The 15570-nt window shown below is 65.1% G+C and carries 15 protein-coding genes and 1 pseudogene; 5 read left to right on the top strand and 11 right to left on the bottom strand.

The features are described from left to right. Window positions 1–4: 4 nt before the first annotated feature. From ACRDU5_RS18475 to ACRDU5_RS18440, 8 genes are all read right to left on the bottom strand, one after another. Window positions 5–1201: an acyl-CoA dehydrogenase family protein gene (locus tag ACRDU5_RS18475; protein ID WP_526616166.1), complete on the bottom strand. Its 1197-nt coding sequence runs from the start codon at window positions 1199–1201 to the stop codon at window positions 5–7. Next, on the bottom strand, window positions 1201–2256 hold the full coding sequence (locus ACRDU5_RS18470) for an acyl-CoA dehydrogenase family protein (RefSeq protein WP_526616165.1): 1056 nt from the start codon (window positions 2254–2256) through the stop codon (window positions 1201–1203). Before ACRDU5_RS18470 ends, ACRDU5_RS18475 begins: the two co-directional genes overlap by 1 nt. Before the next feature lie 2 nt (window positions 2257–2258). Further along, window positions 2259–3098 carry an amidohydrolase family protein gene (locus ACRDU5_RS18465; protein WP_526616164.1) on the bottom strand — a complete coding sequence of 280 codons (840 nt, stop codon included), beginning with the start codon at window positions 3096–3098 and terminating at the stop codon, window positions 2259–2261. Next, window positions 3095–4711 (bottom strand): AMP-binding protein, encoded by a 1617-nt coding sequence (locus ACRDU5_RS18460; protein ID WP_526616163.1) that lies wholly within the window; start codon window positions 4709–4711, stop codon window positions 3095–3097. Before ACRDU5_RS18460 ends, ACRDU5_RS18465 begins: the two co-directional genes overlap by 4 nt. A gap of 12 nt (window positions 4712–4723) precedes the next feature. Continuing rightward, window positions 4724–5923 (bottom strand): amidohydrolase family protein, encoded by a 1200-nt coding sequence (locus ACRDU5_RS18455; protein WP_526616162.1) that lies wholly within the window; start codon window positions 5921–5923, stop codon window positions 4724–4726. Window positions 5924–5953: 30 nt separating this feature from the next. Beyond that, entirely contained in the window at window positions 5954–6781 is an 828-nt protein-coding gene (locus ACRDU5_RS18450) for an enoyl-CoA hydratase (protein ID WP_526616160.1), read from the bottom strand. A gap of 68 nt (window positions 6782–6849) precedes the next feature. Beyond that, complete coding sequence (locus ACRDU5_RS18445; RefSeq protein WP_526616201.1) at window positions 6850–7815, bottom strand: dihydrodipicolinate synthase family protein; 966 nt, start codon at window positions 7813–7815, stop codon at window positions 6850–6852. 62 nt (window positions 7816–7877) lie between these two features. Next, window positions 7878–8675 (bottom strand): SDR family NAD(P)-dependent oxidoreductase, encoded by a 798-nt coding sequence (locus ACRDU5_RS18440; RefSeq protein ID WP_526616159.1) that lies wholly within the window; start codon window positions 8673–8675, stop codon window positions 7878–7880. Window positions 8676–8753: 78 nt separating this feature from the next. Here ACRDU5_RS18440 and ACRDU5_RS18435 point away from each other — a divergent pair, with 78 nt between their 5' ends. Then, window positions 8754–9497: a TetR/AcrR family transcriptional regulator gene (locus ACRDU5_RS18435; RefSeq protein ID WP_526616158.1), complete on the top strand. Its 744-nt coding sequence runs from the start codon at window positions 8754–8756 to the stop codon at window positions 9495–9497. Here ACRDU5_RS18435 and ACRDU5_RS18430 read toward each other — a convergent pair. The 3 genes from ACRDU5_RS18430 to ACRDU5_RS18420 form a co-directional block, all read right to left on the bottom strand. After that, window positions 9494–10669 carry a thiolase family protein gene (locus tag ACRDU5_RS18430; RefSeq protein WP_526616157.1) on the bottom strand — a complete coding sequence of 392 codons (1176 nt, stop codon included), beginning with the start codon at window positions 10667–10669 and terminating at the stop codon, window positions 9494–9496. The genes ACRDU5_RS18435 and ACRDU5_RS18430 overlap by 4 nt on opposite strands. A gap of 79 nt (window positions 10670–10748) precedes the next feature. Then, window positions 10749–11621 carry an enoyl-CoA hydratase/isomerase family protein gene (locus ACRDU5_RS18425; protein WP_526616155.1) on the bottom strand — a complete coding sequence of 291 codons (873 nt, stop codon included), beginning with the start codon at window positions 11619–11621 and terminating at the stop codon, window positions 10749–10751. After that, window positions 11618–12271, bottom strand: a complete 654-nt coding sequence (locus ACRDU5_RS18420) for a hotdog family protein (RefSeq protein ID WP_526616154.1) — start codon at window positions 12269–12271, stop codon at window positions 11618–11620. Before ACRDU5_RS18420 ends, ACRDU5_RS18425 begins: the two co-directional genes overlap by 4 nt. A gap of 76 nt (window positions 12272–12347) precedes the next feature. Here ACRDU5_RS18420 and ACRDU5_RS18415 point away from each other — a divergent pair. The 4 genes and pseudogenes from ACRDU5_RS18415 to ACRDU5_RS18400 form a co-directional block, all read left to right on the top strand. Next, window positions 12348–12608: pseudogene (locus ACRDU5_RS18415) on the top strand (Clp protease/crotonase-like domain-containing protein); the annotation flags it as partial. A gap of 81 nt (window positions 12609–12689) precedes the next feature. Beyond that, on the top strand, window positions 12690–13502 hold the full coding sequence (locus ACRDU5_RS18410; protein WP_526616153.1) for an enoyl-CoA hydratase/isomerase family protein: 813 nt from the start codon (window positions 12690–12692) through the stop codon (window positions 13500–13502). Beyond that, window positions 13499–14281 carry an enoyl-CoA hydratase/isomerase family protein gene (locus ACRDU5_RS18405; RefSeq protein ID WP_526616151.1) on the top strand — a complete coding sequence of 261 codons (783 nt, stop codon included), beginning with the start codon at window positions 13499–13501 and terminating at the stop codon, window positions 14279–14281. Before ACRDU5_RS18410 ends, ACRDU5_RS18405 begins: the two co-directional genes overlap by 4 nt. Continuing rightward, window positions 14281–15570, top strand: a 1290-nt coding sequence (locus tag ACRDU5_RS18400; protein WP_526616150.1) for a class I adenylate-forming enzyme family protein, incomplete at its 3' end; no start/stop codon positions are given. The genes ACRDU5_RS18405 and ACRDU5_RS18400, both read left to right, overlap by 1 nt.

Below are 15570 nucleotides of genomic sequence, written 5' to 3'. Positions count from 1 at the left end.
TGCGTCATGAGGCCTTCTTCGCCACCGGCGGCGAGTAGTTCGGCTTCCCGAGCCCGAGGACGTACTGCGCGATCATGTTGCGGAACACCTCGAGGGTTCCGCCGTAGATGCCGACCAACGGCGCGAACCGGTAAATGTATTCGGCCGCACCGTCGTCGGCGGCGCCGTCGGTACCGATCGGCAGCGTCGCTGCCGTACCCAGGATGTCCATCAGGTCCGGCGAGATGTCGCGCATCGTCTGTGCGAGAGCCACCCGGCCAAAGATGCTGGGAGCCGAGAGCGCGGCCTCCATCCGGGCGACGCTGCGGCCCAGTCGGTACGCCACCGACGCGTCGTCAATCAAGCGGCGACCGTTGGGATCCTTCTCGGTGACCTTCGCGGCGGATTTGTCGACGGCGTCGGCCATGAAAGCGGCCTGATGCATCATGATCGACACGTCTTGCAGCCCGTCCGGGGCGGCGTCCACCGCGCCGTGCTCGACGTTGAGCGGTTCACGCACCACCGTCCAACCGTCGTTTACCTCGCCCAGCCGGTACTTGTCGTCGACGCGTACGTCGCTGTAGTAGACGATGTTGGTGCGGTCGCCGTCGACGGTGCGGATGCCCTGGATCTCGATGCCCGGCACATCCAGCGGGACCAGGAACATGGTGAGGCTCTTGTGCTTCGGCGCATCGGGATCGGTGTTGGTGATCAGGAATACATACTGGCAGTTGTGCGCGCCGGTGGTGAACATCTTGGAGCCGTTGATGATCCAGCCGTGGCCGTCGCGCACTGCGCGCGTCTTGCAGGTCGCGACGTCCGAGCCGCCCTCGGGTTCGGTGTAGCCCAGGCACAGCCGGACGTGGCCACTGAACACGCGCGGCATCACTTCGGCTTTCAATTCGGGTGAGCCGAACCTCTCCACCGACCGGGCGATCATCGCGGTGGTTCCCGCAGTCACCCACGGCACATGCGCCCGTCGCTTCTCGAGTTGCCAGATACGCCGCTTGACCCGATCGAAGCCGCCTTCGGATTCCGGCTTCCAGTCACGGGCCAGGTAGCCGGCGGTCCCCATCGCCAGATGCACGGCCTCGTCGAAGTTGTCGCCGGTTTCCCGATCGCGACGTTTGACCTCCTCGGTCACGATGGTTTTGAGAAACGCTCGCGACTCCTCGAGGAATGCCTTGTCGTCGTCGGATAGCTCGACGCGTGAGAAGTCCATCAGTTCGCTCCTTCGCGCGCCGCGACGATCTCGGCGATGTACTTGGCGCTGGCGCCGGGGTCGCCGCCGGCCAGTGCCCAGCCGCGCGCGCGCAGCAGGTACGCGGAGGCCGCCGCTTCAGCGGACACGCCGAGCCCGCCTTGGATGTGCACCGCCATCGTCGCCGCCTTGGCCGCCTCCTCGGCCATGAACACGAACACCGATGGCGCCAACTCCGGCCGCTCAGCGGGTTCGTTGTCGAGGAACCACGCTGCCCGCCGGGCCAGGTTGCGGCCGCCCTGAACAACGATCGCGATGTTGGCCAGCGGATGTGAGATGGCCTGCAGCGTGGAGATGGGCACGCCGAGGGTGTAACGCGTCTTGGCGAACTCGGCGGCGATGTTCATCGTCTCCTCGACGAGACCCACCAGAGCGGCGCCGGTCAGTAGCCTCCATTCGTCCAGTGCGCGTTGGTATTCCGCGAGCGCATCGGGGCCGCTGGCCAGGACCGTTCGGCTGCCGGCGGCGGCCGGGTCGACCCACGCCATCGGCAACCGGCCGATGTTGTCGACCTTGGCGGGACGGGTGTCGAAACTCAGCCGCACGATCTCTTGGCCATCGCGGACGATGATGTGGTCGGCGACCGACCCGGTGGGGATCAACCTGACCCCCGACACGCTGTCGTGTTGCGGATCGAGGGCGACGAGCCGCCTGCCAGCAACAACATCGGAGCCGATGTCGGCCGAGTCCAGCGCTTTCAGTCGGGCGAGCAATCGCGCGGCGCAGACATGGTCGATCCACGGAACGGGTGCCAGGGAGCGGCCGACCTCCTCGGCCACCAGCGTCAAGTCGACGAGCGTCGCCCCGTCCCCACCGCAGGACTCCGGTAGGGCCATCGTCGTGGCACCCATCGAGCACAGCCGCTCCCAAAGGCTCTTGTCGAACCCGGACGCCTCGGCGGCCCGAACGGTTTCGATCGAACAGTGCGTCTTGAAGAACTGCTTGTACGCCTCCTGGACGGCCTGGTGATCCTCGGCGAGGCTGTAGTCCAATCTGCGTAGTTCGTACCGGTCCATCGTCAGCTCTCCTGTTCCCTGCCTCCGAAGAAGAATTCGTGTGCGTTGTTGTGCAGATAGTTGTCGAGCACTTCTGCCGGCAGGTCCAGCGATAGTGCTTCGGGAACAACTCGCCGCATTCTCAGCACCGGCCAGTCCGACGCGTATATCACCCGGTCCGGTCCACGTGTCCGCATGAAGTGCAGCAGGGATTCCGGCAGTCGCTTGGGCGACCACGCCGAGGTCATCAAGCGCAGGTTCTGGTACTTGATCATCAACCGGATCGCGATGTCCCACCACGGGTCGGCGCCGTGGATCATGCACAGCTTCAGTTCGGGGAAGCGGACACACACTCGGTCGAGATGAATTGGGTTCTGCACCTCACCGGGAATCGGCGGTCCGGGGATACCGGTGTTGATACACAGCGGTAGCTCCATCTCGGCGCACTTGGTGTACAGCGGGTAGTAGACCGCGTCGCTGGGCGGATACTGGCCATCGCCCCAGAAGCTGGGTCCTACAACGGTATACGCAACTGGCAGGCTGTTGACGACGGCGGTCAGCTTCCGCAGCGAGGGCATTGGGCGTAGCAGGTTGACGCCGCCCATCGCCAGGGCGAACCGGTCCGGCTTCGCCTCAACGAACTTGCGTGCGGTCGTCGACGGCTCGGCAAGGTTGTCCATCAGGACGGCCTTGCGTACGCCTTGCTCGTCCATTTCGTCGATCAGCTCGGACAGGTCGACCGGTGCGAACATCGACTCCGGGCCCTTGAAATAGTCGTCACGCACCTTGAGCATCCAGGTTGGCTGCTGATCGGTCTCGCCGAAGTGCACGTTGATGAGGCAATCAATCACGTCCCGAGTCATGTCATCACCCGCTGGGCCGCAGTGCTTTTCGCCCACCGGTAGTCCGCCTTGCCGTTGCCAAGGCGATGGACGTGTTCGACGAAGATGTATTCCTTCGGTGCTTTGAATCGCGCCAGTTGCGACGTGCAATGCGCATGCAGCGGCTCGTGGGAGGTTTCGGCGCCATTACGCAATGCCACCAGAGCGACAAGTTCTTCACCCCAGCGCTCGCTCGGCCGTCCAACCACCAACGCGTCGGCGATCGCCGGGTGCGCGCGCAGAACTTCCTCGACTTCCTCCACGAACACTTTCTCGCCACCGGTGTTGACGACGAGCGAATCGCGGCCGAACAGTCGCAGAGTGCCGTCCGGCTCGACGCTGGCGCGGTCACCCGAGATCACCACCCGCTGGCCGTGCACCTCGGGAAACGTCTTTCTGGTGGCCTCGGCATCATTGAAGTAGCCCAGCGGGATCCGCCCCGTGCGGGCGGCCCAGCCGACCTCTTGATCGCCCGGCTTCAGGAATCGGCTGTAATCCTCGGAGAGGACCCGTCCGCCCTCCCTGAGCTGAAAGGTGTCGGTCCGGTTATCCCGCTGGCTGTGCCCGAATCCCATGTTGCCGGTCTCCGAGGAGCCGTAGCCGTTGATCAGGGTGATATGGGGCAGTGATTCCAACAGCGCGCGTTGATATTTCGGATTGGTGGCGGCACCGCCGGTGCCGATGGCACTCAGCGCCGACAAGTCGTAATCACCGCGTTGGAGTTCTTCGACCAGCGGTGCGGCGTACGCGTCGCCGACCATCGTCATCAGGCCGACCTTCTCGCGTTCGGCGGTTTCCCACACCGACCGCGGGTCGAGCTTGTTGCCGGTGTCGTACATGACCACCGGAATACCGTGCATGATCGCCGAGAATGCGGTCCACATCCCGGCGGCGTGCATCAGCGGTGACACCGCGAACCAAGGTGCGCCTGTCGCGCGCACCTTGTCCTGGATCTCCGCCGCGGATTCGTGGTCGGCGCCCACCATTGACGACACGTAAATGTCGGACTGCCGCCACAGCACGCCCTTCGGCCGTCCCGTGGTGCCGCCCGTGCATATCATCAACAAGTCGTCGGGCGACGGCGTAACGTTCTGGTCGATATCCCCTTGTGTCAAAGCGTCACCCAGCGAAACCGCGCCAGGTAGTTCGGACGCCGCGCTTCCGTCATCGATCGACACCAGCAGGTCGGCGCTGGGAAACGGCAGCACGTCGGCGAACTTCGCGCCCAGCGACCGGTGGTAGATCACCGCCCGCGGTTGGATGTAGTCGAGCAGCTCACCGATCTCGTGGGGCGTGTAGTGATAGTTGACGTTGACCGGCACCGCACGCGCCTTGAGGCACCCGATCACCATGTGGGGGTATAGGTCGTTGTGCATGATCAGCGCGACACGGTCCTGACCGCACTCCCAGCGCTCGAGGGCATTTCGCTCGCGATGCGCCCCCAATCCCCTGGCGGCCAGAAAGTTCGCCAGCCGACGGGTCCGGTCTGCCGACTCGCCGAACGTGCTTCGCCGGTTCCCGCATACGGTCATCGTGCGGTCCGGAATGACGTCGGCGATGGCGTCGAGCACCGCCCCTATGGTCCATTCGCTCATGGGTTTGGCCGACTAAGCCGGCGATCCCACCTTGACACCCAGCAAATCCAAGGCGTTGTCGCGCATGATCTTTCGGCTGTCCGCGTCGCTGAATCCGGTGAGTTCCTCGGTGAAGTCCACCGGCGTTTCAAGGCCTTCGCCGTGCGGCCAGTCCGACCCGAACAGGATCTTGTCGATACCGATGGTCTCGGCCAGCTCCGGCAAGTCGTCCTCGTAGTACGGCGCAATCCACACGTTGTTCTTGAGTTGTTCCACCGGGTCCTCGGGGAAATGGCGGGGCGCGGTGTTGGCCGCCTTCTTGAGCCGCTTGATCAGCCGGTGCACGAAGTACGAGCCGTTCTCGATGCTGACCGCCTTCAGTTTCGGATGGCGGGTGAACACCCCGTGCACGATCATCGAGGCCATCGTGTCGTGGATCGCGCGGTCGTCGAGGAGTACTTGGTCCAGCGGATCCTTGGCACCGAATCCCTCGAAGGTCGACTTGCCGCCCCACATCGCCGCAATATGCAGATAGCCGCTGTCGCTCAGGTGGAAGCCCACCGGCACGCCCGCTTCGGCCAACCGGGCCCACACCGGGTCGTGGCTGGGATCGCCCAGCGACCGCGGTTTGACCACACCGGGCACCGGAGCGGGCCGCACCAGCACGAGTTTGGCGCCGCGCGCCAACACGAACTCGACCTCTTCAAGAGCCTGCTCGGGGTCGGCCAGCGAGATGATCGGCGCCGCGACGATCCGGCCGTCGGGTCGGTCGAAACCCCAGTCCTCGTCCAGCCACAGGTTGAACGCATGCACCGACGCCATCGTCGCCTCGATGTCGTGTTTCAGCGCTTCCTCGACACCGCACGCGAAGGTCGGCAGCATGAACACCGTCTCGATGCCCTGAGTGTCCATCACCGTGACGCGGGCGTCGCGGTTCTGATACTCGGGGTGCTCGGCCAACCGCTCGACCTTCATCAGCGATGCCGGGTCGACGCCCTCGGGGATCTCGCCGCGGAACAGCAGATCCAGGCAGCCGGGGACGATGATCGGGTCGAAGGTGGGGTTGGGGATGAAGTGGTTGACCCGGTCCCCGATCACGGCCGAGGTGCGCTTGCCATCGCTGACCATCTGCACACCACGGCGCTTGAACGCCTTGTCTAGATGCCGGGTGAAGGAGTCGAGCGGCTCGTAGTAATGGTTGTCGACGTCAATCGGCTTGTAGTCCAATGCCATTGCCTCTGTCCTTTCCGGTGCGGCAATTCGTCACTCGCTCGGCGGCGGGAAGTTGGGCGGACGCTTCTCGAAGAACGCGGTGATGCCTTCGATGAAGTCTGGGCGCAACATCGACGCATGCATGAGCTTTTCCGCAAGATCGCTGGTCTCGAAGACATCCCGCATCGCGTCGCCGTACACCTGCTGTTTGATCACCGCCAGCGAGCTGGGTGCACAGTTGGCGGCGATGTCCTCGGCGTACGCGATGGCGCGCGGCAGCAGGTCCTCGGGCGCGACGACCTCCTTGACCAGGCCGAGTTCGGCTGCCTCCTCGGCATAGAACACCCGACCACTCAACAGCAGGTCGAGTGCGGCGCCCCAACCGACGACTCTGGGCAGGATCCACGAGATGCCGTACTCGGCGATCAGGCCGCGCCGGGCGAACGACGTGGTGAATTTGGCGCCCGCCGCCGCGAAGCGGACATCGCACATCAGCGCCTGAGTCAACCCGATGCCTGCGCACGCTCCGTTGATCGCGGCGATAACCGGCTTACCCAATGTCGTCACGAAATGCGGATGCCGATCGCCGACCAACTTGGCCACATCGGTGTCGCCGTCGGTGCTGGTGTTCTCGATCGAGGACAGGTCGCCCATGTCCGCCCCGGCACAAAACGCCCGCCCGCTTCCCGTCAACACAATGGCGCGCACGGACGGATCGGCCTCGGCCGTGTCGAGATGCGAGTAGAACGCCGCGGCCAGGCCACCGCCGAACGCGTTCATCCGCTCGGGCCGGTTGAGGGTCAGCACGGCCACGCCGCTGCCGCGGTGCTGGTACGTGACCGGCTCGGGAACGCTCACCCAGCGGACCTCCTCAGGCATCGGCTGGAGCTCGATGTATGCACATACTGTACACCTATCGGTAGTGCCTTCCGCAATCGGCCTGCGGCTCAGTCGTCGAGGAGCCCAAACCGGCGGTAAGCAGCGTCGATCTGGTCCCGCGCCGCGGCCGGCAGCTCCGCTTGCGGCGGCCGGGAATGGGGATACGCCCCGATCGGCAGGCCCAGCACCGACGCCGCGTACTTGAACGCGCCTCCCCAGTGCGTGAAGTAGTCCGGCCGGCCGGGATAGCACGTGAACCATGAACCCATATCGATGTCGAACTGGTCCATCCCCGACTCGCGGGCATAGTCCATCGCCTCGACCAGTTTGTCGTTGACGATCAGGTCCCAGTACTCCGAGAACACTCGCCGCTGCGGGGTTTCGAACAGATAGCCGGCGGTGCCGAGTTGTGCTGGACACACCACCCCGTCCCGCAGCCAGCCGGCGCGATACACCGTCTTGTCGCACTCCCAGACCGCCAGATCGGGAGCCAACTCGTGCAGCAACCGGCTGCTAGCCGGCCGGAACGCCCCCTCCTTGGTGGCGCAGACCGCGGGAATCTCCTGGTAGATCCGCGCACCCTCGGCGGGGGTCAACACGTAGCCGGACGACGGTGAGTTGAACATGCCGAGCGCGATGTCAGTGCGGTCGCCGATGTAGCGGAAGAAGTTCAGCACACCTTCGCCGCCGTGCGCCTCCATCATCGGAGTCTGGATGTACACGATGTCCGCGCCCGCGTCTTGCGCGTGCTGTGTCAGCTCGAGGCAGTCCTTCGCCGACATGGCCGCCGTGCACGCCTGCACGACGATGTCGGGGTTCGCCGCCCGTCCCTCCTCGATCGCCACCTCCAGCAAGCGTTTTCGCTCGTCGAGCGTCAGTGACCAGAACTCCGCGATGCCGCTCGTGCACCAGAGCATCGAGTGTCCCAGCTCGCCGACGCAGTAGCGAACCAGTGTCCGATACGCGTCCCAGTCGATGTCGTCGCCGTCCTTGCCGCAGAACGGTGTGTACAGGGAGTCGCCGATTCCGCGCAGCGCGCTTCGTGCCCACGAACGAGCTTCCTTGGTGTTGGCCACAATTCACTCCTCAGGTTGGGCTAGGTGAAGTCACTACCGCCGTCGACGTTGATGTTGGCGCCGGTCATGTAGGAGTTACGCCGAGAGGCCAGGAATGCGACGACAGGCCCGATCTCGTCCGGCAGTCCGGCGCGGGGCAGGTGCGCAGGGTGCCCGAAGTGCTTGTCGATGGCGGACATCAACGCGTAGGGATCGCTTCCGTCGACGCCAACGGATTCGGCCCAACCCTTCAGCGCCTCCGACGCGATGCTGCCCGGCGAAACCACATTCACCATGATCTCGTCCTTGGCCAGCAGCAGTGACAGGTTCTTGGAAATGCTGGTGACCATCGCCTTGGCCGCGGTGTAAGCGGGCAGGATGACACTCTGCCGCTGCGTCGAATGCGCCGAGAAGTTGACGATCCGCGCCCACTCCGCCTTCCGAAGCAGCGGAAGTGCCGAACGCACGCAGTGCACCATTCCCATCACGCCGTCATCGACGGCCTCCCGCCATTGGTCGTCGGTGAGGTCCTCGAAGGTCCCCACGCTGCCCGGCCCGGCCGCGTTGATGAGCACGTTGAGCTCGCCGTTCCACCGCTCGCTCAACTCGTCGAACACGCCCTGGACGGCTCCGGTGTCGGTGACGTCGGCCACCAACCCGAGCGCGTCGGGGCTCCCACGGGCCGACAGATCTTTGGCCGCCTTGTCGAGAACCGCCCGTGTGCGGCCGACGATGGCCACCCGGGCGCCGTCGTCGGCGAGGCAGCTAGCGGCCGCGAAGCCCATGCCGCGGCCACCGCCGACGACCACTGCGGTTGCGTCTTTCAGCCCCAGATCCATGCCAGAAAAGCTTACTATAGGGATTACAGTAGATTGGCGTAACCGATCCTGGTCATCGACCTGATGGAGGTGCCCTTCGTGGCAAAGCAGGCAACCGCCGAGAAGCGTCAAAGACGCGAGCGCGGGTCCATCAATCCCGACGACATCATCAATGGCGCATTCGAGCTCGCCGAGGAAGTGGGCATCGACAACCTGAGCATGCCGCTGCTCGGCAAGCACCTCGGCGTCGGAGTGACGAGCATCTACTGGTACTTCCGCAAGAAGGACGACCTCCTGAACGCGATGACGGACCGCGCGCTGCGCCAGTACGTTTTCGCGACTCCGTATGTGGAAGCCAAGGACTGGCGTCAGACGTTGCACAACCATGCGCGCACCATGCGAAAGACCTTCATGGGCAATCCGATTCTGTGCGACCTCATCTTGATTCGGTCGGCGCTCAGCCCACGGGCGGCACGCGCCGGCGTGCACGAGATGGAGAAGGCGATCGCCAGCTTGGCGGAGGCCGGGCTGTCACCGGAGGACGCCTTCGACACGTATTCCGCGGTGTCCGTTCATGTCCGCGGGTCGGTGGTGTTACAGCGTCTCCACGAGAAGAACCGGGCGGCAGCAGAGGACGGGCCGAGCGACTTCGAGGAAGGCATGGTCATCGATCCCGAGTCCGCACCGCTGCTCGCTCAAGTGACCGAGAAGGGTCACCGCATCGCCGCGGCCGACGAGAAGAACTTCGAGTACGGCTTGGAGTGCATCCTCGACCACGCCGAACGGCTTATCGATGCGGATGGTAAGCCGGCCAAGTCCACCCGCCAGGCCACCAAGCGTTAGACCTCTACGACGACCGCTCCGCCCTGGCCGCCGCCTGCGCACATGGCCGCGACGCCGATGCCGCCGCCGCGCCGCTGCAGCTCGTAGACCAGCGTGGTCACCATCCGCGCGCCCGACGCCGCAATGGGATGGCCGAGGCTGCAACCACTTCCGGAGAAGTTCACCAGTTCCTCGTCGATGCCGTACTCCCGGCACGCCGCGATCGGCACCGACGCGAACGCCTCGTTGATCTCCCACAGCGTGACGTCGGACGGCTTCAACCCGGCACGGTCCAGCACCTTGCCGATCACCTTCACCGCACCGAGTCCGCAATCGCGGGGCGCGACGCCCGCTGCGGCCCATGCCTTCACGGTCGCCATCTTCGTCAGCTTCTCCGCGTCGGCGTAGTCACCGTCGACGAGTGCGACCGCGGCCGCAGCGTCGTTGGTGCCGCTGCTGTTGCCCGCGGTGATCGAGAAACCTTCGATCTCGGGATGCAGCACCTTGAGCCCGGCCAGCTTCTCGACCGTGGTATCGCGGCGCGGATGCTCGTCGACGCTGAAGTCGATCACCGATCCGTCGAACTGCTGCACCTTCAGCGGGATGATCTCGTCGACGAACTTGCCGTCGTCGATCGCGGCGATGGCGCGCTGATGTGACCGCGCGGCCCAGGCGTCCATCTCTTCGCGGGTGATGCCGACGGCCTGCGCGGTGTTCCACCCGACGGTGATCGACATGTCGCGGCAGGGTGCATCCGGCGTCTCGACGTGGGTGGGTGGCATCCACCGTTCCTCGAACTTCAGCTCGGGGCCGGGGATGCGCCAGTTCACCTGCGGCGTCATCGACAGTGATTGCACGCCGCCGGCGACCAGCGCCCGCTCCATGCCGGAGCCGATCTGCGCGGCCGCGTTGCCGATCGCGGTCAAACTGCCCGCACAGTGCCGGTTCACCGACTGGCCGGGGACATCGTGCATGCCGGTGGCATCGGCCGCATACCGGGCGAGATCCCCACCGCCGTAGTGTGATTCGGCGAAGATGATGTCGTCGAACGCCGAGGGATCAACGCCGGATCGGCGCACGACCTCCGGCAGCACGGCGGTGATCAACGTCTCCGGAGGCGTGTTGACAAGCGTCCCTTTGAAGGATCGACCGATCGCTGTCCTGGCGGCAGCGACGATGACGGGTTCAGGCATGTTCCTCGACCTCGGGTTTGGCGTTAACGACTTTACAAAAGTAGCAGATACTGTATCGCTGTCGGCGGCTGCCCCAGGGTTACTCCGGATCGGGGACGTGGAAATGCTCGTCACGCAGCCGGAACGCCTCCTTGGTTCCGTGCTGCGCCCGCGTCTTGACGAAATTGAACTCCCCCGGCGCGAACTGCAGGTTCGTCCCGTAGGCGTGGAACAGGTAACTCGCCACTTCCTCGCCCTGGTAGGCCTGGCTCTGTTCGACGAGACGGAACGCCTCCTTGGCAATGACAACGCCATCGGCCGGCATCTTGGCCGCCTTCTCCGCCCAATACCGCGCCCGCGCCCGCGTCTTCTCCGGATCGCAGGTCTCGGTGAAGACACCCAGATGCTCGATCGCGCCGGCTTCGATGATGTCCCCGGTCAACAGGAGTCGACGGGCCAGCACCGGGCCCAGCCGGTGGAAGAACATGTGCAGGCTGCCCAGCGCCGGGCCGAGAAAGCGGGTTGCCGGCATGCCGAGCTTGGTGTCGCGGGCGATGACGGAAATGTCTGTCATCAACGCCATCTCGAAGCCACCGCCGAGCGCGTACCCACTGATCTCGCCGACCGTGACCTTCGGGAAGCCCATCAGGTTGTGGTAAAAGCCGAACGACTTGCGATCGACGGTCAACCGTCGACGCTGACTGGGGCGACTCTTCGCGCCATCACCACCCTCGCCGTACCAGCCGTACGCGTTGTTCATGTCCGCCCCGGTGCTGAACACACCGTCGGACCCGCGTAGCAGCACCACGGTGATGTCGTCGTCTTCGGCGACGCGATCCAGATATCGGGCGACGGCGTCGCGCATGCCGGCGTCGTAGGAATTGCGTTGCGTGGGATTGTTCAACGTGATCGTCGCGATGCGCTTGTCGCTATCCACCTCGAACAGAACGCGGTCGTCCGCGGAGCTCGTCATCGTCGGATCCTTCGCTTGCTGAAGTTGAACCCGGTGAGTTGGCCCGGGGAGAGGGCGAGGGTGTTTGCTTCGCCGACGCAGAGCACCTCGTCGTCGAGAATCAGACGCGCCGTCGACGTGACTCCCCGGTCATTCTGTGACCGGACGATGTCGAACTGCAGCTCGGTGAGGATGGGCGTCGGGCGGCGGAAGGTCACGGTCAGCGAACGCGTCTTGCCCGACAGCTGCGTGGCGCAATTCTGGTGCTGGGTAATGCAGTCGAAGAAGACGGCGAGGAATCCGCCGTGTACCAACCCCGGTGGTCCTTCGTACACCACGGGGAACGTGACGCTACCGGCGGCAGTCTGGGCATCGATGCGGTCGAACCGGTATTCCGGAAAGCAGGGGTTGAAGGACCCGATGTCGAATGCGTGCGACAGATACACCCGTTGGGTGTCGTCATCCGCGCCGATCCGTGGTGTGTTGTCCGGCGGGGCCGCAGCGGCCAGTTCATTCTCCCAGTCGGCCAACTGCGCAAGCATGCCGTCCACTGTCGGGTGTGCATGCTCCAAGGACAGCAGCAATCCGGCCAGCCGCCGGAGGGCGCCGGCGGCGGCAACGGTCTGCGCGAGAGGCTGCTCGCCGAATCGGGCCGTATCGCCATCCGCCATGAGTTCCCTTGCTACTTGTTCAGGTCAGTAATGGTATAGCCTACTGTATGGGTATCCATATAGGGCGAGGAAGTCGATGAACGCTGAGGGCGCGGTGATCGCGCAGCGTGATGGCGCAGTACTGCGGCTCACGCTCGATCGTCCGGCCAGCCGCAACTCGCTGAGCCATTCGCGCGCCATCCATATCGTCGGCGCCGGCGACGACTTCTGCGCGGGTGCGGACTGGGTCACCACGAACACCGGCGACCTTGCGCCGGCCGCCGACTTCACCGTGGCCGCCAACGATGCCCGGCTGGCGGGTCTGGCGCGGGCCAAGCGGATGCTGCTGCTCGGTGAAGGTCTGGCCGCATTCCGCGAACGCCGCACGCCGGAGTTCCACGGACGATGACCGACAAGCGAATCGACGAAGGGATACCCGATGGCTGCTAGGTCGTTCGCCACCATCAAATACGAGGTCGACGGGCACAAGGCCACGATCACGCTGAACCGTCCCGACGCCCTCAATGCGCTCAGCCCGCACATGATCACCGAACTGCGTGCCGCCTACGACGAAGCCGAAAACGACGTCAACGTCTGGATTCTCATCGTCACCGGCACCGGCCGCGCATTCTGCACCGGTGCGGACGCAAAGCAGATTCCCGAGGACGGCAAGGTCATCAACGAGCGGCCGTACCTGTCGACCTACGAACAATGGGAGGCGCCGCAGGAAGGCACTCCCCCGTTCCGGCGGATGGCCAAACCGGTGCTGGCGGCCATCAACGGAATCTGCTGCGGCGCCGGCTTGGACTGGGTCACCACTGGCGACGTCGTGATCGCGTCGGAGAAGGCAACCTTCTTCGATCCGCACGTGAGTATCGGGCTGGTGGCGGGACGTGAAATGGTGCGCCTGGCCCGGGTGCTGCCACGCTCGGTCGCGCTTCGGACGGCGTTGATGGGCAAGCATGAGCGGATGACCGCACAGCGGGCATACGAGCTGGGGATGATCACCGAAATCGTTGAGCACGACCATCTTCTCGAGCGAGCTCACGAGATCGCCGACATCATCAACTCGAATGCACCGCTCGCCGTGCGGGGTACCCGGCTGGCCATCATCAAGGGACTCGAACTGCCCATGCATGAGGCCGAGATGCTCGCCGAGTCCTTCCGCGAACGTAACCTGCACACCGAGGACTCCCTGGAGGGACCGAGGGCATTCGTCGAGAAGCGCGCACCGGACTGGCAGTGCCGATGACCTTTGAAACGATTCTGCTCGACGTCGATGCGGCCGATCACGTCGCCACCATCACGCTGAATCGGCCCGATTCGCTCAACGCCTTCAACCGCACTATGTGCGAGGAGATCGCGGTGGCCTGGCGCACGGTCAAGCTCGACGAGTCGGTGAACGCCGTCGTCCTGCGCGCGGCGGGCAGTCGCGCGTTCAGCGCCGGCCTCGATGTCAAGACGCCGTACGGTCAGCCGGACAACGTGTGGAACCACGAGGATCCGGGCGAATCGCTCAGCCCGAAGTGGCAGAAGATGTGGAAACCCGTGGTGTGCGCCGTTCAGGGCATGTGCACCGCCGGTGCCTTCTACTTCATCAACGAGTCCGATGTGGTCATCTGCTCGGACGATGCGACGTTCTTCGACTCCCATGTCAGCGCCGGCCTGGTGTGCGCGTTGGAGCCGATCGGGCTGATGCGCCGCATCGGGCTGGGCGAGACGCTGCGGATCGCGCTGATGGGCAACGACGAACGCGTCGGCGCGGACACCGCGCTTCGGATCGGACTCGTTTCGGAAGTGGTCGCCACCGACCAGCTTTGGGTCCGTGCCCACGAGATCGCGGCGACGATCGCCGGCAAGCCACCATCGGCGACACAGGGCACCGTGAAGGCGATCTGGGAATCGCTCGACAAACCCTACCGTGCCGCACTGGAGCAGGGGTTGATCTACACCCGGCTGGGAAATCCGATCGGCAAGGCCGAGCTCGCGAGCCAGGGAAGCGTCGCCGACACCGAACCACGGATCCGCTGATGAGCGATCACCCGCTGCGCCGGCGCATCTCCGATGTGCTCGATCTGGCGCCCGATGAGTCCGCGATCGAGTATGAGGACCAATGGTTCTCGTGGCGGCAGGTCGGCATGCTGGCCCGTCAGATCGCGTCGCTGGTCAACGATCGACCGCAGGTCGGGATCTTGCTGCGCAACCGGCCGGCGCACGTGGCTGCGTTGCTCGGGGTGCTGCTGGCCGGCGGGTCCGTCGTCGTCATCAATCCGTCCCGCGGGGACGACCGCACCAAAGCGGATATCAAAGACCTTCGGCTGCCGGTGATCATCGGCGCATCCGACGACTTGAGCGACTTGGTCGGGCCGGCGCCCCGAACGACGATGATATCGATTTCGGCTTTGGATTCCGAGCCGGAGGTGCTAGCGACCGGCGAGGTTGTCGATACCGGCTGGCCCGGGGTCGCGGTGCGGATGTTGACCAGCGGAACGACCGGCCCGCCGGAGCGGGTGGATCTCACCTTCGACATGCTGGCGGTTAGCGTGATGGGCACCGAACCGGAGCGGTCGCCGGCGCCTAGCGAAGTCCGCAGCGGTGTCGCGATCGTCAACGCACCGCTGGTTCACATCGGCGGCGTGTTCCGGGTGCTGCAGTGCGTCACCGAGGCCAGACCCTTTGTGCTGCTTGAGCGATTCGATCTGGACCGCTGGAGCGAGGCGGTCCGTAAGCATCGGCCGAAGGCGGTGTCCTTGGTGCCCGCCGCTCTGCGCGCAGTGCTGCATTCCGATCTGACTCGGGGCGATCTGGAGAGCATCCGCGCGGTCACATCCGGCACCGCGCCACTGTCCGCAGAGGACGCCGACGCGTTCACCGAGAAGTTCGGCATACCGGTCCTGACGTCTTACGCCGCAACCGAATTCGGCGGAGGCGTGGCCGGCTGGACGCTCGCGGAGTATCGGAAGCATTGGCGCGCCAAACGGGGCAGCGTGGGCCGCGCCAACCCCGGGGCCCAACTGCGGGTGGTCGGGGACGACGGCACCCCGCTCCGCCCCGATCAGCCCGGTCTCCTCGAGGTCAAACCTGGCCAGCTGGGACCGTCCGCGGACTGGATCCGGACCACCGACATAGCGCGCATCGACACTGACGGATTCTTGTGGATTCTGGGGCGCGCCGATCAGGCGATCATCCGCGGTGGGTTCAAGGTGATGCCCGACGATGTCCGCAGCGCGCTCGAGGACCACCCGGCGGTACAAGGCGCGGCGGTCGTCGGCCGCAGCGATGGGCGCCTCGGCGAGACGCCGGTCGCCATGGTGGAACTG

Origin of the sequence: Mycobacterium sp. (assembly GCF_050701515.1) — a bacterium.
Lineage (GTDB): Bacteria > Actinomycetota > Actinomycetes > Mycobacteriales > Mycobacteriaceae > Mycobacterium.
The sequence above is the reverse complement of the archived record's forward strand: the minus strand, read 5'-3'. Positions and strand labels throughout refer to the sequence as shown.

What these genes read in the sequence shown, in the direction of transcription:
- ACRDU5_RS18455 (WP_526616162.1), bottom strand. Translation starts at nt 5,923, where the DNA reads ATGGCATTGGACTACAAGCCGATTGACGTCGACAACCATTACTACGAG.
- ACRDU5_RS18405 (WP_526616151.1), top strand. Translation starts at nt 13,499, where the DNA reads ATGACCTTTGAAACGATTCTGCTCGACGTCGATGCGGCCGATCACGTC.
- ACRDU5_RS18470 (WP_526616165.1), bottom strand. Translation starts at nt 2,256, where the DNA reads ATGGACCGGTACGAACTACGCAGATTGGACTACAGCCTCGCCGAGGAT.
- ACRDU5_RS18425 (WP_526616155.1), bottom strand. Translation starts at nt 11,621, where the DNA reads ATGACGAGCTCCGCGGACGACCGCGTTCTGTTCGAGGTGGATAGCGAC.
- ACRDU5_RS18430 (WP_526616157.1), bottom strand. Translation starts at nt 10,669, where the DNA reads ATGCCTGAACCCGTCATCGTCGCTGCCGCCAGGACAGCGATCGGTCGA.
- ACRDU5_RS18450 (WP_526616160.1), bottom strand. Translation starts at nt 6,781, where the DNA reads ATGCCTGAGGAGGTCCGCTGGGTGAGCGTTCCCGAGCCGGTCACGTAC.
- ACRDU5_RS18465 (WP_526616164.1), bottom strand. Translation starts at nt 3,098, where the DNA reads ATGACTCGGGACGTGATTGATTGCCTCATCAACGTGCACTTCGGCGAG.
- ACRDU5_RS18420 (WP_526616154.1), bottom strand. Translation starts at nt 12,271, where the DNA reads ATGGCGGATGGCGATACGGCCCGATTCGGCGAGCAGCCTCTCGCGCAG.
- ACRDU5_RS18410 (WP_526616153.1), top strand. Translation starts at nt 12,690, where the DNA reads ATGGCTGCTAGGTCGTTCGCCACCATCAAATACGAGGTCGACGGGCAC.
- ACRDU5_RS18475 (WP_526616166.1), bottom strand. Translation starts at nt 1,201, where the DNA reads ATGGACTTCTCACGCGTCGAGCTATCCGACGACGACAAGGCATTCCTC.
- ACRDU5_RS18440 (WP_526616159.1), bottom strand. Translation starts at nt 8,675, where the DNA reads ATGGATCTGGGGCTGAAAGACGCAACCGCAGTGGTCGTCGGCGGTGGC.
- ACRDU5_RS18460 (WP_526616163.1), bottom strand. Translation starts at nt 4,711, where the DNA reads ATGAGCGAATGGACCATAGGGGCGGTGCTCGACGCCATCGCCGACGTC.